Below are 17,051 nucleotides of genomic sequence, written 5' to 3' on the forward strand. Positions count from 1 at the left end.
GGAATATCCCCCCGTCCGGGGGGATAGCGTCAGATTAGTGCGCTTCACCAATCGGCAGGATGGTACGGCCAAACTGTTCGTTCAGCACTTCGCCCATCGCCAGGTAAATGGCGCTTGCACCACACACTAAGCCAACCCAGCCAGCAACGTGGATGATCGCTTCGTTACCTGCAATGTTGCCCACGGCCAGTAGCGCGAACAGCACCGTCAGGCTCAGGAAGACAAACTGCAGCGCACGCGCAGCTTTCAGCGTGCCGAAGAACATGAACAGTGTGAACACGCCCCACAGCCCCAGGTATACGCCCAGGAACTGGCCGTTGGTTGCATCCGCCAGGCCCATTTTCGGCATGATCAGGATCGCAACCAGCGTCAGCCAGAACGAGCCGTAGGAGGTAAAGGCGGTTAAACCGAAGGTGTTGCCTTTTTTATATTCCAGCAGCCCGGCAAAAATTTGCGCGATACCGCCGTAGAAAATGCCCATCGCCAGAATAATAACGTCAAAGGCGAAGAAACCCGCGTTATGCAGGTTAAGCAGAATGGTGGTCATGCCAAAGCCCATCAGGCCCAGCGGTGCCGGATTAGCCAACTTAGTGTTGCCCATAATTCCTCAAAATCATCATTGATTGAATGGTGAAATAGTTTCCCCGAATAACGATCACTGTCTTCGGGGCGCGGCATGATAATCAGGGGAGAGCAGACTGTCTATGATCTAACAAAGGGAAAATGAATTATTTTCCCTGTGATGGACATCACGCTTGTGTGTTGTTGATCATTCTGCGCAGACAGGCGATTTGTAGCACCGCCGGAATCGTCACGCGATAGGCGCTGCCGCTCACCGCTTTAACCCCGTTTAAAGCCGCGCCAACCGGGCCGCCAAGCCCTGCGCCGCGTAGCAATCCATGCCCGATGACGCTAACTGCGGCATGGGTACGCAGGATCTGCGTGAGCTGACCGGAGAGCAAATGAGCAACGCCAGTCGCCAGATGGCGATCCTTCATTAATAGCGGCAGTAACTCTTCCAGTTCAGAGACTTTTGCCTCAACGGCCTGCAAAAATTCCTGCTTATGGTCCGCATCCATTTTTTGCCAGGCATTCCGTAGAAAGTGTTCCAGCAAATACTGTTCAATTTCATACGTGGGCATCGCTTTGTCGGCTTTAAGCTTCAGGCGCTTCGAAACATCCAGCAAAATCGCCCGATACAGCTTTCCATGGCCACGAAGTTTATTGGCAATGCTGTCGCCACCATAATGCTGAAGTTCGCCGGCGATCAGTTGCCAGTTGCGGCGGTGCTGTTCCGGGTGTCCTTCCATCGATTTAAATAATTCGTTGTGGCTCAGAACGCTCGACAGACGGGCTTTCCCTTTTTCATTATGCGTTAACAGGCGAGTAATTGTGGCGAGTTGTTCCTCACTGCAATGCTGCAGAAAGTCGAGGTCGTCGTCATGCAAATACGTGACATTCATGTTTTCTATGGCTTCTGAATAAAAGGGCGTAGTTAGTCGTCGCCGATGACTTTAAGCGTCGCCATGTCAGAGGAGTTTACCGACTGGCCTGAAAAAGTGATTTTGGATACGCAGCGTTTATTGTCGTTGTCGCTATTAATATTGATCCAATTAGTGGTTTGTCCCTCTTTAATGGATGACGGGACGTTCAGGCTTTGGCTGGAGGTGCGCGCAGCTTTGAAGTAAACGGATGCGCCGTTAAGGTTAATATCGCCTCGATCGGCGGTGAGTTGAATACGCTTCACCACCCGACAAACGGGAACTTTGAGCGTGAGATCGTTAGTTGCGTTGCGGGGCATAGCAATCATCCCCAGAACTTTATGATCGTTAGCGTGAGCGGCGCTGCTCGACACCAGGCCCATAAGCAGGGTGGCGGAAAGGGTTAAAACGGATTTCATGAAATTTCTCTTTGACGGCTGCAAAAGTGCGTGGCTTCGCGCTAGTTTACCGCCGACACAAAAACGATTCATTCACGTAATCTTTTCTTTTTATTACAATTTTTATGTGAATAACAGTGCTTTATTAATTGGCTTCATGAATTAATTTTGATTGGCGATTATTCATTTTTTGTGGTTTTGTGCCTTTTTTCGGCAAATTTATTGCTTCTGCGCTAAAAAAATTTTTCATGCCCCCCTTGATGAAGTGGGTTACGACCCCACTTAGTAGTCAACCGCAGTGGTGAGTCTGAAAAAAAACGATTCAGGGTAGTTGAAACCGCACGTTTCGCCCTTATTACAGATTCACAACCACATGATGACCGAATTTTTAGTGGAGACGTTTAGATGGGTAAAATTATTGGTATCGACCTGGGTACTACCAACTCTTGTGTAGCGATTATGGATGGCACTACTGCACGTGTGCTGGAGAACGCCGAGGGCGATCGCACCACGCCTTCTATCATTGCTTATACCCAGGATGGTGAAACTCTGGTTGGTCAGCCGGCTAAACGTCAGGCAGTGACAAACCCGCAAAACACCCTGTTTGCGATTAAACGCCTGATTGGCCGCCGCTTCCAGGACGAAGAAGTACAGCGTGATGAAGCCATCATGCCGTACAAAATCATCGGTGCTGACAACGGTGATGCCTGGATTGACGTAAAAGGTCAGAAAATGGCACCGCCGCAGATCTCTGCAGAAGTGCTGAAGAAAATGAAGAAAACGGCTGAAGATTACCTGGGTGAACCGGTAACTGAAGCGGTTATCACCGTACCTGCATACTTTAACGATGCTCAGCGTCAGGCAACCAAAGACGCCGGCCGTATCGCAGGTCTGGAAGTAAAACGTATCATCAACGAACCAACCGCAGCTGCACTGGCTTACGGTCTGGATAAAGAAGTCGGCAACCGCACTATCGCGGTATATGACCTCGGTGGTGGTACTTTCGATATCTCTATTATCGAAATCGACGAAGTTGACGGCGAAAAAACCTTCGAAGTTCTGGCAACCAACGGTGATACCCACCTGGGTGGTGAAGACTTCGACAGCCGTATGATCAACTACCTGGTTGACGAGTTTAAGAAAGATCAGGGTATCGACCTGCGTAATGACCCGCTGGCGATGCAGCGTCTGAAAGAAGCCGCTGAGAAAGCGAAGATCGAGCTGTCTTCCGCTCAGCAGACCGACGTGAACCTGCCGTACATCACTGCAGACGCGACTGGTCCGAAACACATGAACATCAAAGTGACCCGTGCGAAACTGGAAAGCCTGGTTGAAGACCTGGTTAACCGTTCTATCGAGCCGCTGAAAGTTGCTCTGCAGGACGCTGGCCTGTCTGTTTCTGATATCAACGACGTTATTCTCGTTGGTGGTCAGACGCGTATGCCGATGGTGCAGAAGAAAGTTGCTGAATTCTTCGGTAAAGAGCCGCGTAAAGACGTTAACCCGGACGAAGCCGTGGCAATCGGTGCTGCCGTTCAGGGTGGTGTATTGACGGGTGATGTGAAAGACGTACTGCTGCTGGACGTTACCCCGCTGTCTCTGGGTATCGAAACCATGGGCGGCGTGATGACGCCACTGATCGCGAAAAACACCACCATCCCGACCAAGCACAGCCAGGTGTTCTCTACCGCTGAAGACAACCAGTCTGCGGTAACCATCCATGTGCTGCAGGGTGAACGTAAACGTGCTGCCGATAACAAAGATCTGGGTCAGTTTAACCTGGATGGTATCAGCCCGGCTCCGCGCGGTATGCCGCAGATCGAAGTTACCTTCGATATCGATGCCGACGGTATCCTGCACGTTTCCGCGAAAGACAAAAACAGCGGTAAAGAGCAGAAGATCACCATCAAGGCTTCTTCTGGTCTGAACGAAGAAGAAATCCAGAAAATGGTTCGCGAAGCAGAAGCGAACGCAGAATCTGACCGTAAGTTCGAAGAGCTGGTTCAGACTCGTAACCAGGGCGACCATCTGCTGCACAGCACTCGTAAGCAGGTTGAAGAAGCAGGCGACAAGCTGCCGGCTGACGACAAAACTGCCATTGAGTCTGCACTGACCGCGCTGGAAACGTCTCTGAAAGGCGAAGACAAAGCGGATATCGAAGCGAAAATGCAGGCGCTGGCTCAGGTTTCCCAGAAACTGATGGAAATCGCTCAGCAGCAGCACGCACAGCAGCAGGCTGGTGCAGCAGGCGCTGATGCTTCTGCAAACAATGCGAAAGATGACGACGTTGTCGACGCTGAGTTTGAAGAAGTGAAAGACAAAAAATAATCGCCCTGATGCAGGGTAGTTAATCGGCACGGGCGTAGAGGTTTCCTCTTCGCCCGTGCTTGTATGTTAAGGGGCTTAAAAAAACCAATGGCAAAGCAAGACTATTACGAGATTTTAGGCGTTTCCAAATCAGCGGAAGAGCGTGAAATCAAAAAGGCCTACAAGCGCCTGGCCATGAAATATCACCCGGATCGCAACCAGGGTGATAAAGAGGCTGAAGCCAAGTTTAAAGAGATCAAAGAAGCGTACGAGATCCTGACCGATGCGCAAAAACGCGCGGCTTACGATCAGTACGGTCATGCCGCGTTTGAGCAAGGCGGCATGGGCGGCGGCGGCGGTTTTGGTGGCGGGGCTGACTTCAGCGATATCTTTGGTGACGTGTTTGGCGATATCTTTGGCGGCGGTCGTGGTCGTCAGCGCGCCTCACGTGGTGCTGATTTACGTTACAACATGGATCTCACTCTGGAAGAAGCCGTGCGTGGCGTCACCAAAGAGATCCGTATTCCGACGCTGGAAGAGTGTGACGTCTGCCATGGCAGCGGCGCGAAGTCAGGTACTCAGCCGCAAACTTGTCCAACCTGTCACGGTTCCGGCCAGGTGCAGATGCGCCAGGGCTTTTTTGCCGTGCAGCAGACCTGTCCACATTGTCAGGGGCGCGGTACGCTGATCAAAGATCCGTGCAACAAATGTCACGGTCATGGCCGCGTTGAGAAAAGCAAAACGCTGTCCGTCAAAATCCCAGCTGGCGTTGATACCGGCGACCGTATTCGTTTAGCGGGTGAAGGTGAAGCCGGTGAGCATGGCGCGCCAGCAGGCGATTTATACGTTCAGGTGCAGGTAAAACAGCACCCAATTTTTGAGCGTGAAGGCAATAACCTGTACTGCGAAGTACCGATTAACTTTGCGATGGCAGCGCTGGGCGGCGAGATTGAAGTCCCGACGCTGGACGGTCGCGTGAAGTTGAAGATTCCGGGCGAGACGCAGACCGGCAAACTGTTCCGCATGCGTGGAAAGGGCGTCAAGTCTGTACGCGGTGGCGCTCAGGGCGATCTGCTGTGTCGTGTCGTTGTTGAAACCCCTGTGGGTCTGAACGAAAAGCAGAAGCAGTTGCTGAAAGACCTGCAGGACAGTTTTGGCGGCCCGACCGGCGAGCAAAACAGCCCGCGCTCCAAAAGCTTCTTCGACGGCGTGAAAAAGTTCTTTGACGATTTGACTCGCTGATTCTCTCGACTCAATATTTGATAAAAAGCCTGGGACTGAAAAGTTTCAGGCTTTTTTATTTCTGTTTTCCGTTCGGAAAATCTTTTTTAATTTCAGTCTATTTGTTCGTAAAAACCGATCTATCTATCATGAATAATCTAATTTTAACGAGCTTTTTGAGGGTGTAAGATAGTATTTACGAAGTATTCACCCAATAGAGAGAATAAAAGTGAAACATCTGCATCGTTTTTTTAGTAGTGACGCCTCGGGGGGCATCATCCTGATCATCGCAGCCGTCATCGCTATGTTGATGGCAAATATCGGGGTCACCAGTGGATGGTACCATGCCTTTCTGGAAACGCCCGTTCAACTGCGGGTTGGCGCGCTTGAGATCAACAAAAATATGCTGCTGTGGATCAACGACGCGTTGATGGCAGTGTTCTTCTTGTTGATTGGTCTGGAGGTAAAACGCGAGTTAATGCAAGGCTCGCTGGCCAGTCTGCGTCAGGCGGCATTTCCGATCATTGCCGCTATCGGGGGGATGATTGTCCCGGCGCTGCTGTATCTGGCATTCAACTATGCTGACCCTATTACCCGTGAAGGGTGGGCGATCCCGGCTGCAACGGATATCGCTTTTGCATTAGGTGTGCTGGCACTGTTGGGCAGTCGTGTTCCGTTGGCGCTGAAAATCTTCCTCATGGCTTTGGCGATTATCGATGATCTTGGCGCTATCGTGATCATCGCGCTGTTCTACACCAGCGATCTCTCGCTGCTGTCGCTGGGCGTTGCCGCGTGTGCCATTCTCGTCCTGGCGGCCTTGAATCTGTGTGGCGTGAGACGTACCGGGATTTATATTCTGGTGGGCGTGGTGCTGTGGACGGCAGTTCTGAAGTCCGGTGTGCATGCGACGCTGGCGGGCGTGATCGTCGGTTTCTTCATTCCGTTAAAGGAAAAACACGGACGTTCACCGGCAAAGCGTCTGGAGCATGTTTTGCATCCGTGGGTGGCATACCTGATCCTGCCGCTGTTTGCCTTCGCTAACGCGGGTGTTTCACTGCAGGGTGTCACCATTGATGGGCTGACCTCCGTATTACCGCTGGGGATTATTGCAGGTCTGTTGATTGGTAAACCGCTGGGTATCAGCCTGTTTTGCTGGCTGGCGTTACGCTTAAAGCTGGCGCAATTACCTGAAGGAACGAATTTCCAGCAGATCATGGCGGTCGGGATTCTGTGCGGTATTGGCTTTACGATGTCGATTTTCATCGCCAGCCTGGCGTTTGGTAATGTCGATCCTGGGCTGATTAACTGGGCGAAACTGGGGATCCTGATTGGCTCCTTGCTGTCGGCGGTAATTGGTTACTGCTGGTTACGCACCCGGTTAAACGCATCCGCCTGACAGGATAACCCTTTCGTGACAATTTTCAGGGAGAGAGTATGTCTCATATAAATTACAACCACCTGTATTACTTTTGGCATGTCTATAAAGAAGGTTCGGTGGTTGGTGCAGCAGAAGCGCTTTATCTGACACCGCAGACCATAACCGGGCAGATCAAAGCGCTTGAAGAACGTTTACAAGGAAAGTTGTTCAAGCGGAAGGGGCGTGGGCTGGAGCCAAGCGAGTTAGGCGAGTTAGTCTTTCGTTATGCGGATAAAATGTTCACGTTAAGCCAGGAAATGCTGGATATCGTGAACTACCGCAAAGAGTCTAACTTGCTGTTTGATGTCGGCGTGGCGGATGCGCTATCCAAACAGTTGGTCAGCCGTGTGTTGAATGCCGCGGTGGTGGAAGATGAACAAATCCATCTGCGCTGTTTTGAATCAACGCACGAGATGCTGCTGGATCAACTCAGTCAGCATAAGCTGGATATGATTATCTCTGACTGTCCGATTGATTCTACGCAACAGGAAGGGTTGTTCTCGGTGCGCATAGGCGAATGCGGCGTAAGTTTTTGGTGCACCCAGCCTTTGCCTGAGAAGCCGTTTCCGGCCTGTCTGGAAGAGCGCCGATTGCTGATCCCTGGACGTCGTTCGATGCTCGGTCGTAAGCTATTGAACTGGATTAACTCACAAGGCTTGAACGTTGAAATCCTCGGCGAATTTGATGACGCAGCGCTGATGAAAGCTTTTGGTGCAACGCATAACGCTATTTTCGTTGCCCCGACGCTCTATTCGAACAACTTCTATGCCGACGATTCAATTGTGGAGATAGGGCGCGTGGAGAATGTGATGGAGGAGTATCACGCTATATTTGCGGAAAGGATGATCCAGCATCCGGCGGTGCAGCGTATTTGTAATGCGGACTACTCGGCGCTCTTTACGCCAATGAACAAATGACAGCCATAAAAAAACCCGCTTGCGCGGGTTTTTTCACAAAGCGACAACAAGCAGGCGATTAAGCCAGTTTGTTGATCTGTGCAGTCAGGTTTGCTTTATGACGTGCAGCTTTGTTTTTGTGGATCAGACCTTTAGCAGCCTGACGGTCCACGAGTGGTTGCATTTCGTTAAATGCTTTCAGTGCAGTAGCTTTGTCGCCAGCTTCGATAGCTGCGTATACTTTCTTGATGAAAGTACGCATCATAGAGCGACGGCTAGCGTTGTGCTTGCGGGCCTTTTCAGACTGAACGGCGCGCTTCTTAGCTGATTTGATATTAGCCAAGGTCCAACTCCCAAATGTGTTCTATATGGACAATTCAAAGGCCGAGGAATATGCCCTTTTAGCCTTCTTTTGTCAATGGATTTGTGCAAATAAGCGCCGTTTAAATTGCAGCACTCGTTGCGTAGTGATGGCGCAGGATTCTACCAGCTTGCGTGGCGTGAATACAGCTTTTCCACGAGAAAAATTGCATTGGATTGCCCGTTAAGGTCTGCAATTTGTTTCATAACAATGAAAACCATCCTCTTTCTGTTTCGGAGAAACAATCGCCGGTTAACCTTGACCGCGGTACAGGGTATACTTTCACGATTTTCACTGTTTTGAGCCAGACATGAAGCTGATACGAGGCATACATAATCTCAGTCAGGCCCCGCATGGGTGTGTGCTGACTATTGGTAATTTCGACGGCGTGCACCGTGGCCACCGTGCGTTGCTGCAGGGCTTACGGGAAGAAGGGCGCAAACGCAATTTGCCGGTGATGGTGATGATTTTCGAGCCACAGCCATTAGAGCTGTTTGCAACGGACAAATCACCTGCGCGCCTTACTCGCCTGCGAGAAAAACTGCGTTATCTGGCGGAGTGTGGCGTAGATTACGTATTGTGCGTGCGTTTTGACAGGCGCTTCGCGGCATTAACGGCGCAGACTTTTATCAGCGATCTGCTGGTTAAGCGCCTTGGTGTACAATTTCTTGCCGTGGGCGATGATTTCCGCTTTGGCGCTAGCCGTGCGGGCGATTTCTTGTTATTACAGGAAGCGGGCGCTGAGTATGGTTTTGATATCACCAGTACCCAAACCTTCTGTGAAGGCGGTGTTCGTATCAGCAGCACCGCGGTACGTCAGGCGCTGGCTGAAGATAACCTGCAGTTGGCCGAAAGCCTGCTTGGGCACCCTTTTACCATCTCAGGACGGGTGGTGCATGGTGACGAGTTAGGACGCACCATTGGCTTTCCGACGGCAAACTTACCGCTTCGTCGCCAGGTTTCTCCGGTGAAAGGGGTTTATGCGGTTGAAGTTATGGGGCTGGGTGACAAACCTTTTCCCGGTGTTGCCAACATCGGCACCCGCCCGACGGTAGCCGGCGTACGTCAGCAGTTGGAAGTGCATCTACTGGACGTTGTAATGGACCTCTATGGTCGCCATATAGATGTAGTGCTGCGTAAAAAAATTCGCAGCGAGCAGCGATTTGCTTCGCTGGATGAACTAAAAGCGCAGATTGCGCGTGATGAGTTGACTGCCCGCGATTTTTTTGGGCTAACAAAACCGGCTTAATGCCTATACGAGTTTTAAATACGGAACCGAGAATCTGATGAGTGACTATAAATCAACCCTGAATTTGCCGGAAACAGGGTTCCCGATGCGCGGCGATCTCGCCAAGCGTGAACCGGGAATGCTGGCGCGTTGGACTGATGATGACCTGTACGGCATCATTCGTGCGGCCAAAAAAGGCAAAAAAACCTTCATTCTGCATGATGGCCCTCCTTATGCGAATGGCAGCATTCATATTGGTCACTCGGTTAACAAGATTCTGAAAGACATTATCGTGAAGTCCAAAGGACTCACGGGCTATGACTCGCCTTACGTTCCGGGCTGGGACTGCCACGGTCTGCCGATCGAGTTGAAAGTAGAGCAGGAATATGGCAAACCGGGCGAGAAGTTCACCGCCGCTGAGTTCCGCGCTAAATGCCGTGAATACGCTGCTACACAGGTTGACGGTCAGCGTAAAGACTTTATCCGTCTTGGTGTGCTGGGCGACTGGTCACATCCGTACCTGACCATGGACTTCAAAACCGAAGCCAACATCATTCGCGCGCTGGGTAAAATCATCGGCAACGGTCACCTGCATAAGGGGGCGAAACCGGTGCACTGGTGCGTTGACTGCCGTTCCGCGCTGGCGGAAGCGGAAGTTGAGTATTATGACAAAACCTCCCCGTCCATCGACGTGGCGTTCCACGCCGCCGATCAGGACGCGGTGAAAGCGAAATTTGCCGTTTCTGACGTTAACGGCCCGATCTCGCTGGTTATCTGGACCACCACCCCGTGGACGTTGCCGGCGAACCGCGCGATCTCCCTGGCGCCTGATTTTGACTATGCGCTGGTGCAGATCGACGGCCAGGCCGTGATTCTGGCGAAAGATCTGGTTGAAAGCGTCATGCAGCGCATTGGCGCGGCCGACTACACCATTCTGGGCACCGTTAAAGGCGCAGAGCTGGAACTGTTGCGCTTTACCCACCCGTTTATGGGTTTTGACGTACCGGCGATTCTGGGCGATCACGTCACGTTGGATGCGGGTACCGGGGCGGTACATACCGCGCCTGGCCACGGCCCGGACGACTATGTCATCGGTCAAAAATACGGTCTGGAAGTGGCGAACCCGGTGGGTCCGGACGGCGCTTATCTGGCGGGCACCTACCCGACCCTGGACGGTGTGAACGTCTTTAAAGCCAACGATATTGTTGTCGCTCTGCTGAGCGAAAAAGGCGCGTTGCTGCACGTCGAGAAGATGCAGCATAGCTATCCGTGCTGCTGGCGCCACAAAACGCCGATCATCTTCCGGGCGACCCCGCAGTGGTTCGTGAGCATGGATCAGAAAGGCCTGCGCGCGCAGTCCCTGAAAGAGATCAAAGGCGTGCAGTGGATCCCTGACTGGGGCCAGGCGCGTATCGAATCCATGGTTGCCAACCGTCCTGACTGGTGTATCTCCCGTCAGCGTACGTGGGGTGTGCCGATGTCTCTGTTCGTTCACAAAGACACCGAAGAGTTGCATCCGCGCGCTATCGAACTGATGGAAGAAGTGGCTAAACGCGTTGAAATTGACGGCATCCAGGCGTGGTGGGATCTCGATCCGAAAGATATCCTCGGCGACGAAGCTGACCAGTATGTCAAAGTCCCGGATACGCTGGACGTTTGGTTTGACTCTGGTTCCACCCACTCATCTGTCGTAGACGTGCGTCCTGAATTTGCCGGTCACGCAGCGGATATGTATCTGGAAGGCTCTGACCAGCACCGTGGCTGGTTCATGTCATCTCTGATGATCTCCACCGCGATGAAAGGCAAAGCGCCGTATCGCCAGGTACTGACTCACGGTTTCACCGTGGATGGTCAGGGCCGTAAGATGTCCAAGTCTATCGGTAACACCGTTTCTCCGCAGGACGTGATGAACAAACTCGGCGCGGATATTTTGCGTCTGTGGGTGGCGTCTACCGACTACACCGGTGAAATGGCGGTTTCTGACGAAATTCTGAAACGTGCTGCCGACAGCTATCGTCGTATCCGTAACACCGCGCGCTTCCTGCTGGCGAACCTGAACGGGTTCGATCCGGTAAAAGACATGGTGAAACCGGAAGAGATGGTGGTGCTGGACAGGTGGGCGGTAGGTTGTGCGCAAGCGGCCCAGGAAGAGATCCTGAAAGCTTACGAAGCCTATGACTTCCACGAAGTAGTGCAGCGCCTGATGCGTTTCTGCTCCGTAGAAATGGGTTCGTTCTACCTCGACATCATCAAAGACCGCCAGTACACCGCGAAAGCGGAAAGCCGGGCGCGTCGTAGCTGCCAGACTGCGCTGTTCCATATCGCAGAAGCGCTGGTTCGCTGGATGGCGCCGATCATGTCCTTCACCGCGGATGAAATCTGGGGTTACCTGCCGGGCGAACGTGAAAAATACGTCTTTACCGGTGAATGGTACGAAGGCCTGTTTGGCTTAGGTGAAACCGAAGCGATGAACGATACCTTCTGGGACGAGCTGCTGAAAGTACGCGGCGAAGTGAACAAGGTCATCGAGCAGGCGCGTGCGGATAAGAAAGTCGGTGGTTCTCTGGAAGCGGCAGTCACCCTGTACGCTGAACCCGAATTGGCGGCGAAATTGACCGCGCTCGGCGAAGAGTTGCGCTTTGTGCTGCTGACCTCTGGTGCGAGCGTTGCGGAGTTTGCCGAGGCGCCAGCTGATGCTCAGCAGAGCGAATTGCTTAAAGGTCTGAAAATCGTACTGAGCAAAGCCGAAGGTGAGAAGTGCCCGCGCTGCTGGCATTACACTACCGACGTCGGCCAGGTGGCGGAACATGCAGATATCTGCGGACGCTGTGTCAGCAACATCGCCGGTGATGGCGAACAACGTAAGTTTGCCTGATGAGTAAGCCTCTTTGTTCAACAGGGCTACGCTGGCTGTGGCTGGTGGTAGTCGTGCTGATTATCGATTTAGGCAGCAAGTACCTGATCCTCCAGAATTTTGCTCTGGGGGATACGGTATCGCTGTTCCCGTCGCTTAATCTGCACTACGCGCGAAACTATGGCGCGGCGTTTAGCTTCTTAGCCGACAGCGGCGGCTGGCAACGTTGGTTTTTTGCCGGTATCGCTATTGGTATCTGCGTCATCCTGATGGTGATGATGTATCGCTCGAAGGCGACGCAGAAGCTGACCAACATCGCGTATGCGTTAATCATTGGCGGTGCGCTGGGCAATCTGTTCGATCGCCTGTGGCATGGCTTCGTGGTTGATATGATTGACTTTTACGTTGGCGACTGGCATTTCGCGACATTCAACCTGGCTGATACGGCAATCTGTATCGGCGCGGCATTGATTGTTCTCGAAGGCTTCTTACCGTCGAAAGAGAAAAAAGCCGCATAAAAAAATGCCGGATGGCGCTATGCTAATCCGGCTTACAATCTATCGCGAACCTTGTAGGCCCGGTAAGCGTAGCGCCACCGGGCAAACAGGCGGCAGCAATTTTAAAGAGCAACCTGCATGTCTAAATCAGTACAGAGTAACAGTGCGGTGCTGGTGCACTTCACCCTTAAGCTCGACGATGGCTCCACCGCAGAGTCAACCCGCAATAACGGCAAGCCTGCGCTGTTTCGCCTGGGCGATGGTTCTCTGTCTGAAGGACTGGAACAACACCTGCTGGGGCTAAAAGAGGGTGATAAAACCACTTTTTCCCTGGAGCCGGATGCCGCCTTTGGCGTGCCAAGCCCGGACTTGATTCAGTATTTCTCGCGTCGGGAATTTATGGACGCGGGCGAGCCAGAAATTGGCGCTATCATGCTCTTTACCGCAATGGACGGCAGTGAGATGCCTGGCGTGATTCGTGAAATCAACGGTGACTCTATCACGGTTGATTTCAACCATCCGCTGGCCGGGCATACCGTTCATTTTGATATTGAAGTGCTGGAAGTCGAACCAGTACTGGAGGCGTAAAATGCAGATCCTGTTGGCTAACCCGCGCGGTTTTTGCGCTGGCGTAGACCGCGCTATCAGCATTGTAGAAAACGCGCTGGCTATTTATGGCGCGCCGATTTATGTCCGTCATGAGGTGGTGCATAACCGCTATGTGGTGGATAGCCTGCGCGAGCGCGGCGCTATTTTTATTGAGCAAATCAGTGAAGTGCCTGACGGCGCGATCCTGATCTTCTCCGCCCACGGTGTCTCTCAGGCGGTACGTAACGAAGCCAAAGGTCGTGATCTCACGGTTTTCGACGCCACCTGTCCGTTAGTCACCAAAGTGCATATGGAAGTGGCGCGCGCCAGCCGTCGCGGTGAAGAGTCAATTCTGATTGGTCACGCCGGACACCCGGAAGTCGAAGGCACGATGGGCCAGTACAGTAACCCACAGGGGGGGATGTATCTGGTTGAATCACCGGAAGATGTACTGAAACTGACCGTGAAGAATGAAGGTAAATTGTCCTTCATGACACAGACCACGCTTTCCGTTGACGACACTTCTGACGTCATTGATGCGCTGCGCCAACGGTTCCCGAAAATTGTCGGGCCACGCAAAGACGATATCTGTTATGCCACCACCAACCGTCAGGAAGCAGTTCGCGCGCTGGCGGAACAGGCTGATGTGGTGCTGGTGGTCGGCTCGAAAAACTCCTCTAACTCTAACCGTCTGGCTGAACTGGCCCAGCGAATGGGGAAAGCGGCGTATTTGATTGACGATGCGACCGACATCCAGGAAGCGTGGGTAAAAGACGCTAAGTGCGTAGGCGTGACGGCCGGAGCCTCGGCGCCGGATATCCTGGTGCAAAACGTGATCGCTCGTCTGCAGGAACTTGGCGGTGGAGAGGCTATCCCACTGGAAGGCCGTGAAGAAAATATTGTTTTCGAAGTGCCCAAAGAGCTGCGAGTGGATGTTCGTGAAGTAGAGTAAGTCTTTCACGATACGATTATGAGAAGATGCCAGACTTAACGTCTGGCATTTTTTATGGAGAAACCATGCGCTTACCGATCATTCTTGATACCGATCCCGGCATTGATGATGCCGCCGCTATTGCCGCCGCGCTGTTTGCCCCTGAGCTGGATCTGCAACTCATGACCACGGTAGCAGGCAATGTTTCGGTGGAAAAAACCACCCGTAATGCGTTGCAGTTGCTGCATTTCTGGAATGCGGATATTCCGCTGGCGCAAGGGGCATCAATGCCGCTGGTGCGGCCGCTGCGTGATGCTGCTTCCGTGCACGGCGAGTCCGGTATGGAAGGGTATGAATTTGTCGAACACGACCGACAGGCGATGGCAAAACCCGCCTTCCAGGCTATTCGTGACGCGCTGATGCATGCCCCGCAGCCCGTGACGCTGGTGGCGATTGGTCCGCTGACCAACATTGCGCTGCTGCTGACCCATTATCCTGAATGCATATTCAATATTCACCGTCTGGTGATGATGGGCGGTTCAGCCGGGCGCGGGAACTTTACGCCAAATGCCGAGTTTAATATTGCTATCGATCCTGAGGCCGCCGCGAAAGTTTTTCAGAGTGGGCTGGAGATCGTGATGTGTGGGCTGGATGTCACTAATCAGGCCATGCTGACGCCGGAGTATCTGGCGACGCTTCCCGCGCTCAATAAGACCGGCAGTATGCTGCACGCACTATTTAGCCATTACCGCAGCGGCAGTATGAATACAGGACTGCGGATGCATGATCTGTGCGCGATTGCCTGGCTGGTGCGCCCGGAACTCTTTACCCTGCAGCCGTGCTTCGTGGCGGTGGAAACTCAGGGGGAATATACCTCGGGTACCACGGTGGTGGATATTGAAGGGCGTTTGGGGCATCCGGCAAATGCCCAGGTTGCACTGGATCTTGACGTTGAGGGGTTCCAGCAGTGGGTGGCAGAGGTGCTGGCGCTGGCACCATAATCAGGTGTTGTGTAGCGGTACCTTTTCGCCGAGATAATCAATCATCGCCCGCATTCTGGCGGGCATATGTTGATTGCGCGTCCATAGCAGCCACAGTTCCCCGCTGTAGTCGCTGATAAATTCCCATTCCGGCAGTACCTGGACAATCTCGCCATTGGAGAGTGCCGCGCGGGCGGTGAACAGCGGCAGGCTGCCGATTCCGAGGTTATTTTTCACCGCATCCAGACGTACGCCGGTATGGTTGGCGGCGTAGCGACCGTGAGTCTGAATGGTCTCCACACGTTCACCGCGGCGAAACTTCCAGCGTGAATCCGCAGGGGTCTCGCCAAGACTGATACAGCTATGCTCGCGCAGTGCCTGCGGGTGCTCGGGCGTACCATGCTTGCGTAAATACTCGGGGGTAGCGCATATGACATGGCTGACCGGCATCAGTGGTTTCCCATACAGGCCCGGGGAGGGCGACTGACTGATGCGCAGCGCAAGGTCGACGCCGTCGTCGATTAAATCCATATAACGGTCTTCCAGCCGAAGGCGGACGTCCACCTGTGGGTAGCGCGTAAAGAATTCGGCCATCAGTGGATGAATGACAAATCGCCCCACCGCTTTGGGCACGCTGAGGGTCAGTTGCCCTTGCGCAATAGTTTGTCGGCTGCTGCCTGAGTCGACAGCCATTTGCGCCGCATGCAGCATTTCCTGCGCGTGCGCATACACTATTTTGCCCGTTTCGCTAAGCGCCAGCTTGCGTGTCGTACGGTGCAGCAGTTTGCTGCCCAGCGCCTTCTCGAGGCGTGATGCGCTGCGGCTAATAGCGGAAGGCGTAGCACCTGAGACTTTGGCGGCGGCAGAGAAGCTCCCCTGGTCGATAATCAACACAAAGGTGGCAAGGTCAGGAAGAAGGTTAGGGTTCATTTGTGCATACCAGGCAAAGATGCATTGAACCGGCGCAGGATTATCGCCGTCAGTAAAGTGAATATACTCTTCCTATCAAGAGGAGAGCAATCATGACCGAACGTCTTTATTACACCTGTGATAACACCGAAGGCCAGGCCACGGTGATGAGCTGTACAGCGCGAGCGGAAGGAGGCTATGCGGTGGTGCTGGACGGCACGCTATTTCACCCACAGGGCGGTGGGCAACCCGCGGATGCTGGCTGGATTGATGAAATCCCCGTCGAGACGGTGATCGTGAGTGATGACGATGTGCTACATATCGTGGCGACACCGATTGCGCCTGGCGTAATCAGCCTGAGAGTTGATGCGACACAGCGTCAGCTGCATGCGCGGCTGCACTCTGCGGGGCACCTTATCGGGCTGGCGGGTACAGAGTACGGATGGCAACCGGTAAAAGCGCACCACTGGCCTGGCGAAGGGCGGATTACGTTTTCCGCAAAAGGCAGCAGTACGCTGCCGGACGGCGCCTCACTGCTGGCGAAAATCAACGCCTGGCAGGCGGAGGATCTTCCTCGCCGGGTGACATTCGACGGCGGTTTGCGCGAAGTCGGGTTCGGTGAGCTGCCCGCTTACCCTTGCGGCGGTACGCATGTTGCGCGTTTATCCGACATTGGGCAGGTGACGATTACTCAGGTGAAGATGAAAAAAGGGCAGATGATCGTCACCTACACGCTCGTGCCATAAAACCGCACTCGCGAAAATATCTACGCAGATTGGCTGGTTTCTGCTCGGTTTTCCATCGTTTTCCCATCACTTTGCGCCATACTGAGTAAGTTTGACTTCTTTCCAGTGCTCCAGCAATGATTCATCCTGCGGGATGAATCATGTCTTTTACTGATATTCCCCTCTGTTTATCATTAAATTCTAATTATGGGTGTTTTCAGCTAGCGGCCTCCGGGCGTGCTGGTTACTCTGAAAACG

General features: G+C 53.1%; 17 protein-coding genes. 12 read left to right on the forward strand and 5 right to left on the reverse strand.

The features are described 5' to 3' along the window. Positions 1 to 34: 34 nt before the first annotated feature. The 3 genes from satP to OGV69_RS10295 all read right to left on the reverse strand — a co-directional run bounded on the left by satP (position 35) and on the right by OGV69_RS10295 (position 1,900). Complete coding sequence (gene satP / locus OGV69_RS10285; RefSeq protein WP_006686623.1) at positions 35 to 601, reverse strand: acetate uptake transporter; 567 nt, start codon at positions 599 to 601, stop codon at positions 35 to 37. 148 nt (positions 602 to 749) lie between these two features. Continuing rightward, positions 750 to 1,463, reverse strand: a complete 714-nt coding sequence (gene msyB / locus OGV69_RS10290; RefSeq protein ID WP_038637060.1) for an acidic protein MsyB — start codon at positions 1,461 to 1,463, stop codon at positions 750 to 752. 32 nt (positions 1,464 to 1,495) lie between these two features. Further along, positions 1,496 to 1,900 carry a DUF2541 family protein gene (locus tag OGV69_RS10295; protein ID WP_069324089.1) on the reverse strand — a complete coding sequence of 135 codons (405 nt, stop codon included), beginning with the start codon at positions 1,898 to 1,900 and terminating at the stop codon, positions 1,496 to 1,498. A gap of 384 nt (positions 1,901 to 2,284) precedes the next feature. Here OGV69_RS10295 and dnaK point away from each other — a divergent pair, with 384 nt between their 5' ends. From dnaK to nhaR, 4 genes are all read left to right on the forward strand, one after another. After that, complete coding sequence (dnaK, locus tag OGV69_RS10300; RefSeq protein WP_038637064.1) at positions 2,285 to 4,207, forward strand: molecular chaperone DnaK; 1,923 nt, start codon at positions 2,285 to 2,287, stop codon at positions 4,205 to 4,207. A gap of 87 nt (positions 4,208 to 4,294) precedes the next feature. Then, on the forward strand, positions 4,295 to 5,428 hold the full coding sequence (gene dnaJ, locus OGV69_RS10305; RefSeq protein WP_069324088.1) for a molecular chaperone DnaJ: 1,134 nt from the start codon (positions 4,295 to 4,297) through the stop codon (positions 5,426 to 5,428). Between the two features lie 208 nt (positions 5,429 to 5,636). Continuing rightward, positions 5,637 to 6,803 (forward strand): Na+/H+ antiporter NhaA, encoded by a 1,167-nt coding sequence (gene nhaA / locus OGV69_RS10310; RefSeq protein ID WP_069324087.1) that lies wholly within the window; start codon positions 5,637 to 5,639, stop codon positions 6,801 to 6,803. 38 nt (positions 6,804 to 6,841) lie between these two features. After that, the gene (nhaR, locus tag OGV69_RS10315) at positions 6,842 to 7,741 is read left to right on the forward strand and encodes a transcriptional activator NhaR (protein ID WP_038637068.1); all 900 of its coding nucleotides are present in this window, start codon (positions 6,842 to 6,844) and stop codon (positions 7,739 to 7,741) included. Between the two features lie 58 nt (positions 7,742 to 7,799). On the opposite strand, the gene rpsT is transcribed toward nhaR, so the two are convergent. Beyond that, entirely contained in the window at positions 7,800 to 8,063 is a 264-nt protein-coding gene (gene rpsT / locus OGV69_RS10320) for a 30S ribosomal protein S20 (RefSeq protein ID WP_038637070.1), read from the reverse strand. Between the two features lie 105 nt (positions 8,064 to 8,168). Between rpsT and OGV69_RS10325 the strand changes: the two genes are divergently transcribed. The 7 genes from OGV69_RS10325 (at position 8,169) to rihC (ending at position 15,180) form a co-directional block, all read left to right on the forward strand. Next, on the forward strand, positions 8,169 to 8,384 hold the full coding sequence (locus OGV69_RS10325; protein WP_071888087.1) for a DUF2575 family protein: 216 nt from the start codon (positions 8,169 to 8,171) through the stop codon (positions 8,382 to 8,384). Between the two features lie 7 nt (positions 8,385 to 8,391). Continuing rightward, a complete protein-coding gene (gene ribF / locus OGV69_RS10330) occupies positions 8,392 to 9,330 on the forward strand; it encodes a bifunctional riboflavin kinase/FAD synthetase (protein ID WP_038637072.1) in 939 nt (312 codons plus the stop codon). Positions 9,331 to 9,367: 37 nt separating this feature from the next. Next, positions 9,368 to 12,184 carry an isoleucine--tRNA ligase gene (gene ileS / locus OGV69_RS10335; protein ID WP_069324086.1) on the forward strand — a complete coding sequence of 939 codons (2,817 nt, stop codon included), beginning with the start codon at positions 9,368 to 9,370 and terminating at the stop codon, positions 12,182 to 12,184. Continuing rightward, a complete protein-coding gene (lspA, locus tag OGV69_RS10340; RefSeq protein WP_069324085.1) occupies positions 12,184 to 12,681 on the forward strand; it encodes a signal peptidase II in 498 nt (165 codons plus the stop codon). Before ileS ends, lspA begins: the two co-directional genes overlap by 1 nt. 117 nt (positions 12,682 to 12,798) lie before the next feature. After that, the gene (gene fkpB / locus OGV69_RS10345; protein ID WP_038637078.1) at positions 12,799 to 13,248 is read left to right on the forward strand and encodes an FKBP-type peptidyl-prolyl cis-trans isomerase; all 450 of its coding nucleotides are present in this window, start codon (positions 12,799 to 12,801) and stop codon (positions 13,246 to 13,248) included. A gap of 1 nt (position 13,249) precedes the next feature. Continuing rightward, a complete protein-coding gene (gene ispH, locus OGV69_RS10350) occupies positions 13,250 to 14,200 on the forward strand; it encodes a 4-hydroxy-3-methylbut-2-enyl diphosphate reductase (protein ID WP_038637079.1) in 951 nt (316 codons plus the stop codon). A gap of 65 nt (positions 14,201 to 14,265) precedes the next feature. Continuing rightward, entirely contained in the window at positions 14,266 to 15,180 is a 915-nt protein-coding gene (gene rihC, locus OGV69_RS10355; protein WP_038637081.1) for a ribonucleoside hydrolase RihC, read from the forward strand. On the opposite strand, the gene OGV69_RS10360 is transcribed toward rihC, so the two are convergent. Beyond that, complete coding sequence (locus tag OGV69_RS10360; RefSeq protein WP_069324084.1) at positions 15,181 to 16,089, reverse strand: LysR family transcriptional regulator; 909 nt, start codon at positions 16,087 to 16,089, stop codon at positions 15,181 to 15,183. Positions 16,090 to 16,181: 92 nt separating this feature from the next. Between OGV69_RS10360 and OGV69_RS10365 the strand changes: the two genes are divergently transcribed. Next, positions 16,182 to 16,814 carry an alanyl-tRNA editing protein gene (locus OGV69_RS10365; protein WP_069324083.1) on the forward strand — a complete coding sequence of 211 codons (633 nt, stop codon included), beginning with the start codon at positions 16,182 to 16,184 and terminating at the stop codon, positions 16,812 to 16,814. Positions 16,815 to 17,051: the final 237 nt, after the last annotated feature.

Origin of the sequence: Citrobacter sp. Cc139, from assembly GCF_030334645.1 — a bacterium.
In the GTDB taxonomy this organism is placed as follows: domain Bacteria; phylum Pseudomonadota; class Gammaproteobacteria; order Enterobacterales; family Enterobacteriaceae; genus Citrobacter; species Citrobacter werkmanii.